The sequence below is a fragment of the Chitinophaga sp. genome, from assembly GCF_036569185.1.
Classification (GTDB): Bacteria; Bacteroidota; Bacteroidia; order Chitinophagales; family Chitinophagaceae; genus Chitinophaga.
Genome location: NZ_DATCRD010000416.1, coordinates 12,433 through 29,859, shown reverse-complemented (window position 1 = coordinate 29,859; position 17,427 = coordinate 12,433). Strand labels below are relative to the sequence as shown.

Here is a 17,427-nt window from a genome sequence, read left to right as displayed (position 1 = left end):
ATCCGCGTCAGACAAAATCCGCTCTAATCCAGCTTCACCTGCTCCATTTTAGGTGCGAAGAAGTGCATCACCAGCCAGGCTATCAGGTAGGCCAATGCACAGATTGTGAACAGGATATTGTATCCGATACCAATGTTGCCAATTAGCTTATAGTGATCCAGCATCGCGCCGATCAGTATAGGGAACAAAGTACCGCCAATCGATCCCGCCATACCGCCAATGCCGACAACAGAACTTACTGCCCGCTTAGGGAACATATCAGAAGCAGTGGTGAATATAGTAGCAGACCAGGCCTGATGTGCAGCAGTAGCCAGGCTGATTAACGCTATGGCAAACCATACATTATTCGAGTACTGGATGAGCATGATAGGCAGTACGCACAACGCAAAGACCAGCATAGATACTTTACGCGCTTTGAAAACCGGCCAGCCGGATTTGATGAGATAGGAAGATAACCAGCCACCGCCAATACTGCCGAAACTTGTAATGGAATAAATAATGATCACCGGCAGGCCCAGCGATTCCTTCATATTTACATGGAAAATGGATTCCAGGTAACCCGGTAACCAGAAAAGGAAAAACCACCACACCGGATCAGTCAGTAACTTACCGAATATGAAAGCCCAGGTTTGCCTGATCCCCAGCAACTTAATCCATTTAACCGGTTTAGGTTTCACTTCTTCCACTTCCTGGTCGGAATGAATGTGATCAAACTCTGCTTTAGATAATTTCTTGTGACGGGCAGGGACTTCATAATAGATCCACCAGAAGATCAGCCAGATAAAACCAATGGCGCCAGTCCACACAAACGCGTTTCTCCAGCCATGATTAGTAGCCAGCCAGTATACCATTGCCGGGCCAACTACCGCGGCGATATTGGAGCCTGAGTTAAAGATTCCCGTTGCCAGTGCGCGCTCTTTCTTGGGAAACCACTCTGCGGTGGCTTTGATAGCAGCAGGAAAGTTTCCCGCTTCGCTTATTCCCAGTATGGACCTTACCACACCAAATCCCAGCGTGGAACGCACCAGTCCGTGCGCCATGGCCGACAGGCTCCATACAACAATAGAAAGGGCATACCCCAGCTTGGACCCTATCTTGTCTACCAATGCCCCAAAGAAAAGCAAGCCAATCGCATAGCAGGCGGAGAACGCCATCACCAGGTTACTGTAATCTGTTTCTGTCCAGTTGAACTCTGCCGACAGATCCGTTTTTAGCAGCCCCAATATTTGCCTGTCTATATAGTTAATAGTTGTGGCTACGAATAAAAGTGCGCATACCCGCCAGCGATACTTGCCTATAGTTGTGGAATTCATTACGGTCTGTTTGGAATTTATAATGTGCATAAGTTACTTCATCGCGCTGAGAAATGCAAACGTTTGCATTATTTTCTCTTTCAGTCCGTCCCAATCCTTATTTTCAATCAGGGATTTGGACAGCAGGTTGGATCCCATTCCCACGCAAACCACACCTGCATCGAACCAGGCGTCCATACTGAGTTGGGTGGGCTCTACACCACCTGTAGGCATAAATTTCAATTGCGGGAACAGGGGTTTAATGGCTTTTACATAGCCGGGCCCCAGTACATTACCCGGGAAAAGCTTTACCAACTGAGCCCCATTCTTTTCGGCTACAGAGATTTCGGTAGGCGTCATACAACCGGGAATCCAGGTAATATTCTCAGACCGGCAACAGGCCGCCGTTTCCGGATCCGCTACCGGGCATACGATAAAATCGGCACCCATACCGGCATATATGGCAGCATCCGCAGCGTTCTTTATAGTGCCGATGCCCAGGTACAGATCAGGCATGGCAGCCAGTTTTCTATCGCGCATCGCAGCAAAATTCTTACGGGCGTTTTCTCCCCTGCTGGTAAATTCAAATACCCGTAAGCCGCCGTCATAACAGGCTTGCAGCACTTCCAGGCAAACATTCTCGTCGTCATGATAAAAAACCGGGATAATCCCGCTTTGCTCGAATGCAGCTATTATTGTTTCGGAACTCGGTGCCATAGGCTATATCAGTTTTATTATTTCTTTTTCAGAAGTAGTATTAAAGTCACCCTCCACAAAAAATTTGGAATAGGCGGCGGCCGCTGCAAAAGAGATGATCTGCTGATCATCCAACCCCTGGAGCTGTGCGTGGATCAACCCGGCCATAAAGCAATCCCCGCTGCCTACACGATCCACTACCTCATTGGTATCATATTCCCGGGAAATGCTCATCTGCCCGTTATTATAGTAAAAGGCATAATACAGGTTATGCGTGGCTGAATTACTGAAGCGGAAAGTAAAAGCCACCCGTTTGCAACGTTTATACGTGGCCGTGATTTCTTCAGCTACCTTTTCCGCCTGCTGAAGGAATACATTTTTTGTATTGGCGGCCAGCGCATCAGTATCAAGTGCAGTATCCAGCATATTGTTGGCAGCCCAGATATTTCCCATGATCACATCGCAGTATTGTACCAGCTCCGGCATTACATCTACCGGCTTTTTCCCATACTGCCATAACTTGCTGCGATAATTAAGATCTGTGGAGATGATCATTCCCTTGCGGGTGGCCGCCTGTAACACTTCTTTGCAAACCTCAGCTGCATCAGGGTTCAATGCCGGGGTAATAGCGCTCCAGTGGAACCATTCGGCATCCCCGAGCAGGGCATCCCAATCTACCGTACCCGGCTTTATCTGGCTGAACGAGGACCAGGCCCTGTCGTATACCACCTCAGCATGCTTTAGGTCGCTGCCCTGCGCCAGGTAGTAAATACCGATGCGGTCACCACCCCATAGTACCCTGTCGGTATAAATACCGCGGTTACTCAGCTGCGTCAACACATCTTTCGACAAGCCATTTTCAGGGACTTTACTGATATAAGCCACCGTTGTGCCCCAGTTAGCTAATGCCGCTGCCACATTGGCTTCCGCGCCACCTACATAAATGGCGGCTGTGTTCTTCGCCAGTTGCGGCGACAAGCGTAATAATATTTCTCCGAATGTGATAACTTTTACCGGCTTCATTAGAATCCAAAATATGCTTTTGCGTTATAGTAACATATATCCTGTACCATTTTCCCTAACCAGGCAACATCATTTGGCAATTCACCGTGCTCCACATCATGGCCGATCAGGTTACACAAAATACGGCGAAAATATTCATGTCGTGAGTAAGATAGAAAACTTCTGGAATCCGTTAGCATTCCCACAAACCTGCTCAGTAATCCCATATTGCTTAGTACATTCATTTGCTTTTCCATGCCGTCTTTCTGGTCCAGGAACCACCATCCGGAGCCATACTGGATCTTTCCGGGAACAGTGCCATCCTGGAAATTGCCTGCCATGGTGGCAAACACTTCATTATAGGAAGGATTCAGGTTGTATACTACTGTCTTCGCCAGTTTATTCTTCTTATCCAGTGCATCAAAAAATGCGCTCATTGTTTCAGCAACACGCCAGTCGCCGATAGAATCCACACCGGCATCCGCGCCTAACTGTTGCAATAAACGTGAATTGTTGTTACGGATAGCGCCTACATGAAACTGCTGTACCCATCCTCTTTCCTGGTTCCATTCACAAACCGCCTGTAACACAGCGGTTTTAAACTGCGCATTTTCATAGGGCGTAACAGCGCCGTGCTGGCGGGCATTCCGGAAAATAGTATCCAGTTCCTTTCCGCTGGCAGGTGAAAAATAAAAAGTGTTGATACCGTGGTCACTCAACCGGCCGCCAGCCTCATGAAAATAAGTATGCCGGCTGTGCAATGCTTCCACGAGGTCGTTAAACCCATTGATCTCCTTATTGGTAACCGCCGCCAGCTCATTTATAAACCGGTTGAACACTTCAGGGTTATCCACCGCCATAGCCCGGTCGGGACGGAAAGTGGGCAGCACCTTTGTACCAAAAGGTTTGTTGGCAATAGCCCGGTGATGCTCCAGTGAATCCACCGGATCATCAGTGGTGCACAAGGTATCTACTTTATAATGCTGCAGCAGTGTTTGTGTGGATAGCTGTGGTAATTGTGCATTACAGTCGTGGTATATCTTCTCTGCCGTTTTTTCATTGAGAAGATCAGTGATGCCAAAAGGATTTTTCAGTTCCATGTGCGACCAGTGATACAAAGGGTTCCGCATGGTGTAAGGCGTGGTAGCTGCCCAGTGGCGGAATTTCGTATAGTCGTCGGCGGTACCCGTTATAAATTCCTCCGGCACCCCATTGGCACGCATGGCGCGCCATTTATAATGATCCCCCTTGAGCCAGATAGCATAAAGGTTGGCAAATGTTTTATCCGCTGCTATTTCTTCGGGCGGCAGATGATTATGATAATCTATCACCGGCATTGAAGCGGCATAGTCGAAATATAATCGTTTAGCCGTTTCCGTTTGTAACAAAAAATCTTCAGACAGGAATTCCTTCATAACATCATTAATTTTTGAGCAGCTGCGATTGAATAAATGCTTTTACGCCGTTGGTTTTCAACATTTTTAAAAGATGGGCTACCTGTCCGGCAAACCCTGGAATAGCGGCCAGGTCTGTTTCCCATAACCGTTTATCACTGCAGATGCCGGCCACCATATCGTTTATATTGCTGTGATCGCGCCACCAGGCAGCGAATACAGCGGCATTGTCGTCTGTAATAAGATACTCCTCACCGTTCCTGCTGCCATAATATTTTCCGGCTTCTTCCCGCACCGGGCAAAGGAACAACAACATGGCCGCAAAACCCAGGCTCAGATGATGCGGAAGTGTTTTATATTTTTCATAGTAACGAACCAATGTACGCACATTGCGGGCGTTCATCTTGGAGCTTTCCTGGAAAGTTATGCTGATAAGCTTATGCGCTATAAACGGGTTCGCAAAGCGGTCCAGCACTTCCGGTGCAAATGCAGTTGCAGTAGGACATGCTTCTTCAATAGTAGGCAGTATTTCCCGGAGCACCACTTCTTTGAAGAAATGGCTCATGTAGTCGTCCTGCATACATTCATACACCGTGTTAAGACCGGAAAGGAAAGCCAATGGCACCGCTGCCGTGTGGCTACCATTCAGCAACCGCAGTTTCTGCTCCCTGAATGGGGTGATGCTTGGCTCAATGAGCATTCTTTCATCTGCCTTATAAAAAGATAACACAGAACGAATATGCTCATTCCCTTCAATAGCCCATAACAGGTAAGGCTCTACTTCTATCCACAATTTATCGGCGTACCCTGCTTTCTGCTCAATTTCAGTAAGATTGCGGGGCTTACCGGGAACAATCCGGTCTACCAGGGAATTACAGAAATGATTATCCTGGTTTACCCACGATATAAAAGTTTGCGGCAATTCGTTATAAGCGGCCAGCTGCAATACAATATCCTTTAGCAGGCGTCCATTGTCTACCACCAGTTCTGTGGGAACAATTACAAAGCCTGTATTGGCGCTGCCTTTAAAATAGGTGAACCGCTCCCACAGTACTGCCAGCAGTTTCCCTGGAAAGGAAGCTGGCACTCTGTCAGCAATTTTCTCAGGCACATACTGGATACCTATTTCCGTGGTATTTGAAATAATAGTTTGCAAAGCCGGTTGATGAACAGCGGCTAAAATAGCCTCCCATTCTGCATTCGATTGCAAAACCCGGCTAATAGCTGCGTTGATCAGCACCTGATCTACCAGTTCTCCCTGGGAAACACCTTTGATATGAGTGGTAAAAAGGCTGTCCTGGTTGGAGAAATCAGCAGTATCCCCATCGGTCGATTTCACTACAACTATTCTTCCCTCGTAAATACCCTGCCGGTTGGCTTTGTCTACCAGGTAATCTACTAAACCGCGCAAAAGCACGCCGGTACCAAATTGCAGGATCTTTTCAGGGAAGCCGAAAGTCTTTTCATGAACGCCGGAATCCGGATTTTTTAATATAAATTCTTTATTTAATATAGGTAGCATCGCAATTAATTTATGCTAAAAGGTGGCTAAAACTAATAAATATATAATTCCCAATTAAGAATTTATAATTTTCTCTAAATAATCACTAAAACAGGTCAAAATATAATCAGAATCAATCAGCCCATTGTCAGGATCAATAAAGCGCAGATGGCCGTTGGCTTAAATTTAAGTAATTTTGCTGCTCTAAACTTTTATAAATGAGCAAGCATGGTAAAGTGCTGGTAGCCATGAGTGGCGGTATTGATAGCACTGTTACAGCCCTGATGCTGCATGAACAGGGGTACGATGTGGTGGGAATCACCATGAAAACCTGGGATTATGCATCTGCCGGTGCCAGTAAAAAGGAAACCGGCTGCTGTAACCTGGATTCTTTTAACGACGCCCGCGCTGCAGCGGTGCATCACGGGTTCCCACACTTCGTGCTGGATATCCGCGATGAATTCGGTGATTTTGTAGTGAATAATTTTGTCGAGGAATATATTGCAGGACGCACGCCTAATCCCTGCGTGCTGTGCAACACGCATATAAAATGGCGCGCGCTGATGAAACGTGCAGACGCGATGGATTGCGAGTTTATTGCTACCGGCCACTACGGCCAGATCCGCCAGCACGACAATGGCCGGTATGTGATCAGTAAGGGCCTGGACGAAACCAAAGACCAGAGCTATGTGCTGTGGGGGATCCAACAGGATGTACTGGCCCGCACTATTCTTCCTTTGGGCAAATACCGTAAAACAGAAATACGCCAGATGGCGTTTGACTTCGGCTACCCGGAACTGGCTAAAAAAGCCGAGAGCTATGAAATATGCTTTGTTCCGGACAACGATTACCGCGGCTTCCTGAAAAGAAAAGTAGAAGGCCTGGAGGAAAGGGTAAACGGAGGCAATTTTGTACTGGCAGACGGTACGATCGTTGGTCACCATAAGGGTTACCCTTTCTATACCGTTGGGCAGCGTAAAGGGCTTGATATTGCCCTTGGCCGCCCGGTGTTTGTAACGGAGATCATCCCGGAAACCAATACGGTGGTTTTAGGTAATGAAGATGAACTGCAGAAAAGTGAAATGTTCGTGAGCGGCATTAATATGGGTAAATATGATACTATCCCGGAAGGCATGGAAGCAGTCACCAAGATCCGTTATAAAGATAAAGGCGCACTGAGTAACCTGTACAATGAAAACGGACAGGTAAAGGTGAACTTCTATGAAAGTGTGAAGGGAATTGCGCCTGGACAATCAGCTGTTTTTTATGAAGGCGATGATGTGATCGGGGGCGGAATTATCCAGCGGAGTATACCGGTTTTATAATTTTATAAATCAGATATAGAAAAGGGTGGGAAGATGAGATCTTTCCATCCTTTTTCTTATTTCAGGAAATTAAGATAATCTCACGGCATACATCGTATCCGCTCCTTTATCATACCCGGCAATCACGCCCCCTTCCTGTTTCCGCAAGGCGCTGATGGTTTCTATATATTTTACCACTTCTTCATTTTCCTGTTTAAAAACAGAACAGGTAATATAAATGAGCGAGCCGCCTTTTTTCACAAACGGCGCCACATTGCGCGCTATCTTCTGTTGCAGCTGCTGGTACTTCACGATCTCTTCCTTTTTAAAGAAAGTAATACTTTCCGGCGTACGGCCCCAGGTACCGGAGCCGCTGCAGGGCGCGTCCAGGATAATACCATCAAACTGCTGGCTGCCCATGGAAGCAGCGAAATTGTCTGCAGTAAGATCTGCCCCCCGTGCTTCATAATTCTTCACGCCCGCTATAGCAAAGCGTTGCTGCAGGTTTTCCAGGATAGACCTTCTTACATCAGACACCAACAGTTGCACACCCGGTTGCTGATCTTTAAGCAGGATAGATTTCCCCCCGCTGGCTGCGCAGCAATCCCACCAGCGCTGCTGTTTTTGCGGATGAAACAATTCGCCTGTACGCTGACTGGAAGCATCCTGCACCTCGTACCAGCTTTTCTCCGGCACTATCGCTTCTATTTTAGTGCCGTTAGGCAAGGCTATAGTAGTATTGTTAGGGAACAGCTCATATACAATGCCGGCCTTATCCAGCAACTGCAATATTTTCTCAGGTTTATTATTGCGCACACGGATAAATAACCGCGGCTGTTTTAAAATAGTATAGGCGTATGCGTTAGTATCTATTGTATCAGATAATTCGGTTAAAAATGGGAACAAGGCATCAGCATTTAATGGAACGGGCAACAGTGCAGCTTTGCCTGCCAGCGGCAATGCCACCTGCTCATTCCAGGCCGGGCGGATAGCAGCCAGGAAATCGTTGGAAGCAGTTTCACAAAGAAATGCGCCGGTAATGATCCGTTCTTTTACTGAAAGCGTTTCCCCCCATTTCCCGAGCCGGAAATAATGGTATACCAGCTGCGAGATCCAGCGCCGGTCGCGCCCTCCCATATAAGGATGCTCTTTAAAAAAAGATTTCAGGAAATGATGTAACGGCAGGCTGCCCTGGTAGGCGCCGATAATTTTTTCTGCAGATGCTAAGTAATTTTCCCAACGGGTCATACGCGAAGATACGGGCTAATATTGACGCCACAGGAGAATCGCATAAAAAAATCCGGTCTGTTACCAGACCGGATTCCATTTTATCTTACCTGCTGACACTAGAGTTTCAGCAATGCTTTCAGCGGATCTTTACCAAACAGCAGCTGCTCAGGATTTTCCAGCATTTCTTTTACCCTTACAAGGAAGCTCACCGATTCGCGACCATCAATGATACGGTGGTCGTAGCTCAGCGCCAGGTACATCATCGGGCGGATCACCACCTGGCCGTTGATAGCCATTGGGCGGTCCTGGATTTTGTGCATGCCCAGGATAGCGGATTGCGGGATGTTGATGATAGGTGTGCTCATCAGGGAACCGAATACACCGCCATTGGTGATGGTGAAGGTACCACCGGTCATTTCAGGCATGGTCAGTTTATTGTCGCGGGCCTTGGTGGCCAGGTCTACTACTGCCTTTTCAATACCTGCCATATCCAGGCTTTCTGCGTTGCGGATCACCGGTACTACCAGTCCTTTCGGAGCAGACACCGCGATGGAAATATCACAGTAATCATGGTACACCAGTTCTTCTCCATCGATATAGGCGTTTACAGAAGGGAATTCCTGTAAAGCGAAGCAACATGCTTTTGTAAAGAAGCTCATAAAGCCGAGGTTCACCTCATGCTGTTTCTTGAACACTTCCTTGTATTTGGCACGCAGCGCCATAATTTCGGTCATGTCTACCTCGTTAAAGGTAGTTAGCATTGCCGTTGTATTCTTCGCTTCCACCAGGCGGCGGGAAACGGTTTTACGCAGGTTGCTCATTTTTTCACGGCGTTCATTGCGGGAGAACATTTCCTGACCAATAGCCACACCCGGATTTTGCAGGGCAGCAAATACATCGTCTTTCATGATCTTGCCATGGGCGCCGGAACCTTTGATGCTGGATGGATCCACATGTTTATCAGCGATCACTGCTGCAGCCACCGGTGATGCTTTCACATCATTAGGGATGCTGGTAACAGGGGCCTGTTGCGGTTGTGGCGCAGCCTTTGCCGGTTGGGCAGCAGGAGCGGCTGCCGGTGCGGCTTTACCAGCTGGTCTGCCAACGCTTGTATCAATTTTGCAGGCCACATCGCCTATTTTCAAAGTATCTCCTTCTTTGGCTACGGTAATCAATGCGCCTGCTTCTTCTGCGTTAAGTTCGAAGGTGGCCTTCTCTGATTCCAGTTCACAAACCACTTCATCACGCTCTACATAATCACCATTATTCTTTAACCACTTTACCAGTGTTACTTCGCTGATAGACTCCCCTACTGTAGGCACTTTCATTTCAATCGTCCCTTTATTTACCGCCGGAGCTGCCGGTGCTTCTGCTGCGGGAGCAGGCGCCGGTGCAGTAGCTGCAGCTGCAGCAGGTTCAGCAGCCGGAGCGGCGCCAGTGGCCGGTGCGGCAGCATCTGTATCAATAGTACAGGCTACATCACCAATCTTCAAGGTAGCTCCTTCCTGGGCAGCAGGAGCAATCTTCAGGACGCCCGCTTTTTCTGCATTCAGTTCGAAGGTGGCTTTCTCAGATTCCATTTCACACAATACCTCGTCCTGCTGAACATAATCTCCGTCTTTCTTCAACCACTTTGCAATTGTTACCTCGCTAATAGATTCTCCTACCGTAGGGACTTTGATTTCGATAACCATATTTAATCAGTTGATGGTGATACCAGGTTTTTCGTTGAGCGGTCAACTTTAAACGTAAAGCCTGGTTATTCTGTTTATACTTTGAATTTTTTTAGATGTTAAAAGCCGTGTCGATGATCTGTTGCTGCTCACGTGCATGCACTTTTGCATAACCCGTTGCGGTGGAAGCACTCGGGTTGCGGCTGATAACACCATAGTTGATCTGTTTCAGGTTCATTTGCAGGAATGCTGCAGCGCCCATGTTCAGTGGTTCTTCCTGTACCCAGAAGAACGTAGCGCCTTTATACTTCTGCGCGATGGTTTCCAGTTGTTTAACCGGCAGCGGGTACAGTTGTTCCAGGCGTACAATCGCTACATCTTTGCGATCATCTTTAGCCTGTTTATCACTCAGATCAAAATACATTTTACCAGAGCAAAGTAATACTTTCTTTACTACTGCTGCGTCGTCAATAAACGGATCATCCAGTACTTCTTTAAAGCCGCCCTGTGTAAATTCCTCCATAGCTGAATAAGCGCCTACATGCCGCAGGTTGGCTTTTGGAGAGAAGTTAATGAGCGGTTTGCGGAACTGCCAGGTTAACTGGCGGCGTAACGCATGGAAGAAGTTGGCTGCAGTGGTAATATTGGTGATCACCATATTTTCTTCTGCGCATTGTTGCAGGAAGCGTTCCGGACGGGCATTGGAGTGGTCTGGTCCACCGCCTTCATAGCCATGTGGCAATAACATCACCAGGCCGTTCTGCGTGGTCCATTTCTGTTCTGCGCTGCTGATATACTGGTCAATAACTGTTTGCGCACCGTTCACGAAATCGCCATACTGCGCTTCCCATAATACCAGGTTATTGGGGTTGGCCATGGCATAGCCATATTCAAAGCCCAATACGCCATATTCACTCAGTAAGGAGTTATAAATTCTGAATTTACCCTGGTTTTCCTGTAAATGGCTGAGGCGATTGTAAGTTTCATTGGTATTTTCATCAAACAATACCGCATGGCGATGGGAGAAAGTACCACGTTTTACATCTTCCCCGCTCATTCGTACATCTTTTCCTTCAACCAGGAGACTGGCATAGGCCAGCAGTTCACCGGTAGCCCAGTCTACTTTACCTTCTTCCTGGTAAAGTTTTATTTTATCCTGCAGCAGTTTGCTCACTTTACGCAGTGGTACGAAGTTGTCCGGCCATTTCATCAGGCTGTCGAACAACCGTTTAAAATCTTCTTCCCTTATAGCAGTTACCGGGGAAGCTTCAAAATCCTGCGGGGTGGCTTTGCGCAGGGCCTGCCACCACTGTTCCGGCTTCTGGCTCACATAGGGCAGCGGATGTTGTTTTACATCATCCAGGCGGGCCTGTAAGTCGTCCCAGAAGCTTTTCTCCATTTCCTTCGCCAGCGCCTGTGCGTCTGATTCGCCATTGTTCAGGAGGAACTGGGTATATACTTCACGCGGATTGGCGTGTTTTTCAATGAGGGCGTAGAGGCTTGGTTGTGTAAACTTAGGTTCATCACCTTCGTTGTGGCCATGTTTGCGGTAGCAAACCATGTCTATAAACACATCTTCATTGAATTCCTGGCGGTAACGGGCAGCCAGCTGGGATACTTTCACCACTGCTTCTGCATCATCGCCGTTTACATGGAATACCGGAGCCTGTACAATAGATGCCACGCTGGTACAGTAATCGGAGGAGCGGGCATCGTCAAAATCGGTGGTAAAACCGATCTGGTTATTGATCACAAAGTGAATGGAGCCACCTACGTAGTATCCTTTCAGTTTGCTCATTTGTTCCACTTCATACACAATTCCCTGGCCTGCCACTGCAGCGTCGCCATGGATGAGGATGGGCAGTATTTTATCGTAATCGCTGTTGTAGATCACATCCGCTTTACTGCGTGCAAATCCCACAACGATCGGGTCTACCACTTCCAGGTGGGAGGGGTTGGGCATCAGCTGCAGGTTCACCGGTTTGCCTGCGGGAGTAGTTACCTGGGAGCGGAAACCGAGGTGGTATTTCACATCACCGCTGCCCATGGTCATATCCGGAACGGCCAGGCCTTCAAATTCATTGAAGATCTGTTCATAGGTTTTGCCCAGGATATTGGCCAGTACGTTCAAACGGCCGCGGTGGGCCATTCCTATCACAGATTCCTGTACACCGTATTCAGCCGCCACGTTGATAATAGCATCCAGCGCGGGAATGGTGGCTTCGCCTCCTTCCAGGCCAAAACGCTTTTGCCCGATATATTTTGTGTGAAGGAATTTCTCGAAAATAACGCCCTGGTTCAGCTTTTGCAGGATACGTTTGCGTTGTTCCAGGGATAAAGGCTGCTGCATGATTGCCTCAAACTCTTTCTCCATCCACTTTGCCTTTGTCCGGTCGTTGATGTAGGTGTATTGAAGTCCTACCGAACCGGCGTAAATCTGCTGCAGGTAAGCAACGATCTTTTCCAGGGTGGTTTTGCCCACACCGATGGTAGTTCCTGCGTAAAATTCTGTTTTAAGATCAGCATCCCCTAATCCAAAACTGGCGAGGTCGAGATTGGCCTTGCGGTCTTTTCTTTCACGGATGGGGTTGGTTTTAGCAATTAAATGGCCTTTTTTGCGGTATGCCTGTATCAGGCGGTATACACCCAGTTCTTTCGCCAGCTGGTCGTCGCTCACCGGCAGTGAAGTGCTGCCTCCTGCTACCGGCGCTGTTGGCGCCGCCTTGCCGTTAACATTGGATACTGCAAAATCAAATCCTTCGAAAAATTTAACCCAATCCGGGTCTACAGAGTTGGGATCTTTGCGGAAATCCTGGTATAACGATTCAATGTAAGCAGGATGTGAGTTGGTGACGAATGAGAAGTCCTTCATTTACAACGAGTTTTGCTGATCTTCAGTTCAAATACTTTTCTGTTGATCCCAATATATTAATATATGGGATTGCAAATATCGCTCGTTTTTTGATACGCTGGTTGGAAAAAATGAGAAAAAATCAAGTGATTATCTGTGATAAAAGGTGCTTATATTTGCAGTTCACAGGAAAAACTACATTTAGTTTGTTTTGTAAAGGTAATATAGTTACCTTTGCCGTCCGAAACTTGAAATTTGAAAAATGGCAAACCATAAAGCAACAAAAAAAGACGTACGTCAAAGCAGAAAGCGTAATGAGCGTAACCGTTACTATGGTAAAACTACCCGTAACGCCATCCGTGATTTGAAAGCAGTTACCGATAAAGCAACAGCGGAGAAAGATCTGGCAGAGGTAGCTTCTATGCTTGATAAGCTGGCTAAACGTAACGTTATTCACAAGAACAAAGCTGCAAATCTGAAAAGCAAGCTGGCTAAGAGAGTATTAGCTCTGGCTTAATTGCTTCAGTAACAATATTTACAGCTCTTCCTCCAAAAGGAAGGGCTTTTTGTTTTTCCATTATATCAAGATGATGAAAAAGATACTCCTGCTTCTTGCCGCCCTGTTTCCCCTGCTCTCCTACACGCAGGACCTCACCACACGATACGAAAAAACCAATGGCCGGGAAACGGCCACATATGCCGAGGTTATCCAATATTACCAGCAACTCGCCAAACGTTTTCCACAGATCCATTTACAGGCTGTTGGTACCACAGATGCCGGTTTTCCCCTGCACCTGGTTACTTATTCCCCCGGGCGGAATTTCGACTTTAAAAGCCTTCACCGGCAAAATAAACGGGTTATCCTTATCAATAACGGCATTCATCCCGGCGAGCCGGATGGCATAGACGCCAGTATGATGCTCCTGCGCGACCTGGCGCAAGGCAAAATCCATCTCCCCGAAAATATTATCCTCGCTGTTATCCCGGTATATAATATCGGCGGAATGCTGAACCGCTCCCCCTGGTACCGGGTAGATCAAAACGGCCCCGATGCTTTTGGCTCCCGTGGCAATGCCCAGAACCTGGATCTTAACCGCGATTTCATAAAAGCCGATTCAAAGAATGCCCTTGCCTTCCAGCAGATCTATCATCTCACCGATCCGGATGTATTTGTGGATAACCATGTCAGCAACGGTGCCGATTACCAGCATATCATGACCCTGCTTACCACCCAGCATAATAAGCTGGGGGGAGCAATGGGCGAATTCATGAACAAAACATTTGAGCCTGGCCTGTATGCCCTCATGAAAAAGAAAGGGTACGACCTGGTGCCTTACGTAAATCACTTTGGGGAAACGCCAGATAGCGGCTGGGTGGAATTTACCGACCTGCCCCGCTATTCCAGCGGTTATACTACTCTTTTCCACACGTTTGGTTTTGTGCCGGAAACACATATGCTGAAGCCTTATCCACTGCGCGTAAAAGCTACCTATGCCCTGATGGAATGCTTCATCGAATTTACGGCTACACATAGCGAAACAATTAAACAATTGCGCGAACAGGCAAAACAAGCCGCGCGTACACAAAAAACATTTCCACTCGCCTGGCAGGCTGATATGAATAAATACAGCCTGATCACCTTCCGTGGTTTTGCTTCCGGACATAAGCCCAGTGCTATTTCCGGACTGCCCAGGTTATATTATGACCGCACAAAACCATATACCCGGCAGGTGAAATTCTACAATTATGCTACAGAAGGAAATTTTGTGGAGAAACCGGAAGCATACATCATCCCCCAAGGCTGGTGGGCGGTGATCAACCTGCTGAGAAATAACCAGGTAAAAATGCAGCCGTTACAACAGGATACCACCATATTTGTGGAAGTATATCATATTGCCGATTTCCAGAGCTATACAAAACCATTTGAAAAACACTATCTGCATACCAACATCAAAGTAAGCAGCAGCAAGGACTCCATCAGATTCCGGAAAGGCGATTACTACATCCCGGTGAACCAGGATGCTAACCGCTACCTGGTAGAAACACTGGAGCCCACCGGCGGCGATTCATTTTTTGCATGGAACTTTTTTGATGCTATCCTCGGACAAAAAGAAGGATACTCTCCTTATGTTTTTGAAGATACCGGCGCTGAATATTTAAAACAGCATCCGGAATTGCAGGAGTTATTAAATAAGAAAAAAGCAGGTGATACTGCATTTGCCAACAACGCCAGCGCACAGTTAAATTTTGTATTTAAAAATTCACCTTACGCAGAGCCGGAATATATGCGCTACCCGGTATACAGGGTACGATAAAATATTTTTGACAAAGGGATCGGAGATATAAGCAGGGCTTATATCTCCGATTTTTTATGCATGCTGTTCATGATAATGAACGGATCATTTCACCCCTGAATAAAATGAACGGGATTTTAATAAAGTATCCTTTAAATTCATGCCTATTTAAATGTTTGTTGACAATGAAGAAGATGATGAAGGTATACCTGAAAACGAAATAGTAAACAATATCAGGAAGTTTATTATGAGTATGGGCAAAGGATACTCTTTTATCGGCAACCAGTACAAACTGGAAGTAAATAACCAGGACTTTTTTGTGGATCTTCTTTTTTATAACCGCCACCTGCAATACCTTGTGGCCATTGAGCTTAAACGCAAAAATTTAAACCGGAATATGCCGGCCAGCTGAATTTTTACCTGAACGTACTGGACGATAAAGTAAAACTGCCTCATGAAAACCCAAGTATCGGGATTGTGCTTTGCAAACAGAAAGACAATATGGTAGTAGATTATGCCATTAAATCCATCAATAAAGCCATGAGTGTAGGTACTTATACACATTACCAGGCGCACACTGTGCCTGAAAATATGAAAGAGTTTTTGCCTGATGCAGAAGCACTGGGTAAAATGTTATAAAATTTCCGCCAATCACATCCTGCCTACGACCTGTTTACATCGTTAATCCGTTACAACAAAAAACAGCACCAAATGAAATTTAACCATCTGCTTAACAGCATTGAAACAACACATGTACATTTCCAGGAAGTAGCAGCCAAGCTATTAACCGCTCTCTCACTATCCGCAATGGATGATTGGATGTTATATTGTAGAATATGAACAGAAAGGTGTGGACAGGGCGAAATGTGGCGCACAATTACTGGAACAGATTTCGAAAGAACTTCCCGCGTTAAAATTATCTGCGACTAACCTCCGGGTATGCAGACAATTTTATCAGTATTATCCATAAATCAGTGAGGTGGTTTCAGACGAATTTGAATGGGATTAGCATGCGAATTCATTAGACAGTGTCTGATGAATTCGCGCTCGCCGAATATGCCATTCCTGAAGGAATGGGCCGGCAGATGTTTGTCTCTACCTACGCCATACAACTGCCAACTAAAGAACAGTTACAACAATTCCTCGCGGGTGAATTAAGAAGATGTGAAAGTTAAACCCTCTCCAGCTTCAGCATAACATGCTGTTCGCCATAAAAGTGGTTATAGAAAAGGATGGAATGAACAGGCGCAGACAAATGCTCCACACCGGGAAACCATGCTGCGGGTATTTGCTGCGCTTTAAGGATCCGCGCGGCCAACCATAAACCAAATGCACCGGCTGTATCATATTCACCACAAAGATGCTTAAATGGCAACTGTGGTATGCCCGGGAAACATTGATCCAGCTCCTGGTAATAATGCTCAAAATTACTATCGCCATTGCGGCCGGTAATTATAAGATCAGGGGCTGTGGTAAAGGCTTTCAGAGCAGCGGTCAATTTACCGCCGGTTGGTTTATACAACATCCTGAAATCTGAAATAGCAGCATAGCTTTGCAGGGTAGGCGTGCCCGTTAGTATGAAAAATGTTGCCCCCTCCCCGGCAATACTGCCCGGTGAAAGACGACGGTATAATTCCCGGCTATCTGTGGGCTGGTCTTTCCAGAATCCGATCCGGCTTTTTATGTAAAAATGCTCTTTTGTTATTTCCTCAAAGGCCCCGGTAAGCGTATGCGTGGCGCCCTCCTGCAGCAACATCATGCTGTCCAGTAAAGCATTTTCAAAGGAAAAACCGCGGTGTACAAAAGTATTGTTATAGGCTGTACATTTTTGTTGCAGGGCTATTAAGCCATTCACAGAATTGTAGGTGGATTGAATAAAAGGAGTGGGATTCAACGCCGTTTCCTTATACTCTGCAATTTCTTTGATGAACTTTTCCGTATCCTGCAAACTGCCTTTACCTGTGCCGGTAATAATAGGGCCTGGTGCAGTAATACCACTCTCCTGGCTGCATTTAAGCGCAGCCGTTAATCCCATTTTAAGCACCCTTGTCATACGGCGCAGGCTATTGCCCGGAATAAATGGTTTATAATCAGGCTCTACACAGGCAAGCAGATTACTGTCTGTATGTACCAGCGGCGCCGAAAAAATATCCCCTTCAAAAGTTGGCTGCGGGGAGATGGCCGCCATTG

14 protein-coding genes and 1 pseudogene are annotated in these 17,427 nt (G+C 46.7%); 6 read left to right on the top strand and 9 right to left on the bottom strand.

Annotated elements, in window-relative coordinates; genetic code table 11:
• Window positions 1-23 precede the first annotated feature (23 nt).
• The 5 genes from VIM72_RS31085 to VIM72_RS31065 are packed head-to-tail and all read right to left on the bottom strand — an operon-like array spanning window position 24 to window position 5,906.
• Window positions 24-1,313 (bottom strand): MFS transporter, encoded by a 1,290-nt coding sequence (locus VIM72_RS31085; RefSeq protein ID WP_332006683.1) that lies wholly within the window; start codon window positions 1,311-1,313, stop codon window positions 24-26.
• 33 nt (window positions 1,314-1,346) lie between these two features.
• The gene (locus VIM72_RS31080) at window positions 1,347-2,009 is read right to left on the bottom strand and encodes a bifunctional 4-hydroxy-2-oxoglutarate aldolase/2-dehydro-3-deoxy-phosphogluconate aldolase (RefSeq protein WP_332006682.1); all 663 of its coding nucleotides are present in this window, start codon (window positions 2,007-2,009) and stop codon (window positions 1,347-1,349) included.
• Between the two features lie 3 nt (window positions 2,010-2,012).
• Window positions 2,013-3,011: a sugar kinase gene (locus VIM72_RS31075; RefSeq protein WP_332006681.1), complete on the bottom strand. Its 999-nt coding sequence runs from the start codon at window positions 3,009-3,011 to the stop codon at window positions 2,013-2,015.
• Window positions 3,011-4,405, bottom strand: a complete 1,395-nt coding sequence (gene uxaC, locus VIM72_RS31070; RefSeq protein ID WP_332006680.1) for a glucuronate isomerase — start codon at window positions 4,403-4,405, stop codon at window positions 3,011-3,013. The genes VIM72_RS31075 and uxaC overlap by 1 nt, the downstream gene beginning before the upstream one ends.
• Window positions 4,406-4,412: 7 nt before the next feature.
• A complete protein-coding gene (locus VIM72_RS31065; RefSeq protein WP_332006679.1) occupies window positions 4,413-5,906 on the bottom strand; it encodes a tagaturonate reductase in 1,494 nt (497 codons plus the stop codon).
• 197 nt (window positions 5,907-6,103) lie between these two features.
• On the opposite strand from VIM72_RS31065, the gene mnmA reads away from it, so the two are divergent.
• Window positions 6,104-7,210, top strand: a complete 1,107-nt coding sequence (mnmA, locus tag VIM72_RS31060; RefSeq protein WP_332006678.1) for a tRNA 2-thiouridine(34) synthase MnmA — start codon at window positions 6,104-6,106, stop codon at window positions 7,208-7,210.
• Between the two features lie 69 nt (window positions 7,211-7,279).
• Here mnmA and VIM72_RS31055 read toward each other — a convergent pair whose 3' ends face one another.
• The 3 genes from VIM72_RS31055 to VIM72_RS31045 form a co-directional block, all read right to left on the bottom strand.
• The gene (locus VIM72_RS31055) at window positions 7,280-8,437 is read right to left on the bottom strand and encodes an RsmB/NOP family class I SAM-dependent RNA methyltransferase (RefSeq protein WP_332006677.1); all 1,158 of its coding nucleotides are present in this window, start codon (window positions 8,435-8,437) and stop codon (window positions 7,280-7,282) included.
• Window positions 8,438-8,535: 98 nt separating this feature from the next.
• Window positions 8,536-10,113, bottom strand: coding sequence for a 2-oxoglutarate dehydrogenase complex dihydrolipoyllysine-residue succinyltransferase (gene odhB / locus VIM72_RS31050; RefSeq protein ID WP_332006676.1), 1,578 nt, complete (start codon window positions 10,111-10,113; stop codon window positions 8,536-8,538).
• A gap of 91 nt (window positions 10,114-10,204) precedes the next feature.
• On the bottom strand, window positions 10,205-12,964 hold the full coding sequence (locus VIM72_RS31045; RefSeq protein ID WP_332006675.1) for a 2-oxoglutarate dehydrogenase E1 component: 2,760 nt from the start codon (window positions 12,962-12,964) through the stop codon (window positions 10,205-10,207).
• 241 nt (window positions 12,965-13,205) lie between these two features.
• On the opposite strand from VIM72_RS31045, the gene rpsT reads away from it, so the two are divergent.
• From rpsT to VIM72_RS31020, 5 genes and pseudogenes are all read left to right on the top strand, one after another.
• Window positions 13,206-13,460 (top strand): 30S ribosomal protein S20, encoded by a 255-nt coding sequence (rpsT, locus tag VIM72_RS31040; RefSeq protein ID WP_291923005.1) that lies wholly within the window; start codon window positions 13,206-13,208, stop codon window positions 13,458-13,460.
• Between the two features lie 73 nt (window positions 13,461-13,533).
• The gene (locus VIM72_RS31035) at window positions 13,534-15,258 is read left to right on the top strand and encodes a M14 family metallopeptidase (protein ID WP_332006674.1); all 1,725 of its coding nucleotides are present in this window, start codon (window positions 13,534-13,536) and stop codon (window positions 15,256-15,258) included.
• Window positions 15,259-15,409: 151 nt separating this feature from the next.
• A pseudogene (locus VIM72_RS32490) lies at window positions 15,410-15,876 on the top strand (PDDEXK nuclease domain-containing protein).
• 172 nt (window positions 15,877-16,048) lie between these two features.
• On the top strand, window positions 16,049-16,207 hold the full coding sequence (locus tag VIM72_RS32485; RefSeq protein ID WP_414649077.1) for a hypothetical protein: 159 nt from the start codon (window positions 16,049-16,051) through the stop codon (window positions 16,205-16,207).
• 58 nt (window positions 16,208-16,265) lie between these two features.
• On the top strand, window positions 16,266-16,412 hold the full coding sequence (locus VIM72_RS31020; RefSeq protein WP_332006672.1) for a hypothetical protein: 147 nt from the start codon (window positions 16,266-16,268) through the stop codon (window positions 16,410-16,412).
• Here VIM72_RS31020 and VIM72_RS31015 read toward each other — a convergent pair.
• Window positions 16,409-17,425 carry a beta-ketoacyl synthase chain length factor gene (locus VIM72_RS31015; protein ID WP_332006671.1) on the bottom strand — a complete coding sequence of 339 codons (1,017 nt, stop codon included), beginning with the start codon at window positions 17,423-17,425 and terminating at the stop codon, window positions 16,409-16,411. The genes VIM72_RS31020 and VIM72_RS31015 overlap by 4 nt on opposite strands.
• Between the last annotated feature and the right edge of the window lie 2 nt (window positions 17,426-17,427).

Excerpts from the sequence above, each read along its gene's own strand:
- VIM72_RS31085 (WP_332006683.1), bottom strand. The coding sequence starts at position 1,313 with ATGAATTCCACAACTATAGGCAAGTATCGCTGGCGGGTATGCGCACTT.
- VIM72_RS31080 (WP_332006682.1), bottom strand. The coding sequence starts at position 2,009 with ATGGCACCGAGTTCCGAAACAATAATAGCTGCATTCGAGCAAAGCGGG.
- VIM72_RS31075 (WP_332006681.1), bottom strand. The coding sequence starts at position 3,011 with ATGAAGCCGGTAAAAGTTATCACATTCGGAGAAATATTATTACGCTTG.
- uxaC (WP_332006680.1), bottom strand. The coding sequence starts at position 4,405 with ATGAAGGAATTCCTGTCTGAAGATTTTTTGTTACAAACGGAAACGGCT.
- VIM72_RS31065 (WP_332006679.1), bottom strand. The coding sequence starts at position 5,906 with ATGCTACCTATATTAAATAAAGAATTTATATTAAAAAATCCGGATTCC.
- mnmA (WP_332006678.1), top strand. The coding sequence starts at position 6,104 with ATGAGCAAGCATGGTAAAGTGCTGGTAGCCATGAGTGGCGGTATTGAT.
- VIM72_RS31055 (WP_332006677.1), bottom strand. The coding sequence starts at position 8,437 with ATGACCCGTTGGGAAAATTACTTAGCATCTGCAGAAAAAATTATCGGC.
- odhB (WP_332006676.1), bottom strand. The coding sequence starts at position 10,113 with ATGGTTATCGAAATCAAAGTCCCTACGGTAGGAGAATCTATTAGCGAG.
- VIM72_RS31045 (WP_332006675.1), bottom strand. The coding sequence starts at position 12,964 with ATGAAGGACTTCTCATTCGTCACCAACTCACATCCTGCTTACATTGAA.
- rpsT (WP_291923005.1), top strand. The coding sequence starts at position 13,206 with ATGGCAAACCATAAAGCAACAAAAAAAGACGTACGTCAAAGCAGAAAG.
- VIM72_RS31035 (WP_332006674.1), top strand. The coding sequence starts at position 13,534 with ATGAAAAAGATACTCCTGCTTCTTGCCGCCCTGTTTCCCCTGCTCTCC.
- VIM72_RS32485 (WP_414649077.1), top strand. The coding sequence starts at position 16,049 with ATGATTGGATGTTATATTGTAGAATATGAACAGAAAGGTGTGGACAGG.
- VIM72_RS31015 (WP_332006671.1), bottom strand. The coding sequence starts at position 17,425 with ATGGCGGCCATCTCCCCGCAGCCAACTTTTGAAGGGGATATTTTTTCG.